Source organism: Campylobacter sp. 2018MI01, assembly GCF_018501205.1.
Taxonomy (GTDB): Bacteria; Campylobacterota; Campylobacteria; order Campylobacterales; family Campylobacteraceae; genus Campylobacter_E.
Window position 1 is genome coordinate 1 of record NZ_JAHCZE010000131.1, and the last position, 641, is coordinate 641.

Sequence of the window (641 nt, forward strand, 5' to 3'; positions counted from 1 at the left end):
AGCACCTTAAAAACTCCATTCATTAACGCAATAATCTTTAATGCGTTTTTAAAGGTGCATTGCACCTTTAAAACTATTGTAATAATCTCATTACGTTTTGTTGAACAGCGTTAGCTTGGCTCATTGCATAAACTCCACTTTGAGCTAAGATTTGGTGTTTACTAAATGTAGCACTCTCAGATGCAAAGTCAACATCTCTAATATTACTTTCAGCTGATTTAACATTTACTTGAGTAACTGAAATATTATTAACAGTTGAAACAAGTTGATTTTGAACAGAACCAAGGTCACTTCTGATTGCTTCAAGAGCTTTTTGAGCTGATTCAGCAATATTCATCATTGCTTGTGCGCCTTTTAAAGTCATTACACCTGCAGCATAACCATTCTTATTATCTCCTGCATCAGTTGCTTGCCAATCATTAGCATTAAAGCCCATTGCATCTGCTGTTTCTCTATCTATAGTAGCATTAGTTTCTCTTAAGCTAACTGTTTTTTCAGAAACATTTTTATCATAGCCTATTGCACTTGTAACATCCATACTATGCAATTTATCATCAGCCCCAACATAATCTCTAGTAGCTTCTACAACTATGTCTTTACCATTAGTTGATGAAAAACTTAATCTTCCGAAGTTAGTCTTA

1 protein-coding gene is annotated in these 641 nt (G+C 34.0%); it reads right to left on the reverse strand.

Translation table 11 applies throughout. The annotated features are described in order from the left end of the window. Nucleotides 1–73: 73 nt before the first annotated feature. Nucleotides 74–641, reverse strand: a 568-nt coding sequence (locus tag KJQ97_RS09315; RefSeq protein WP_284454211.1) for a flagellin, incomplete at its 5' end; no start/stop codon positions are given.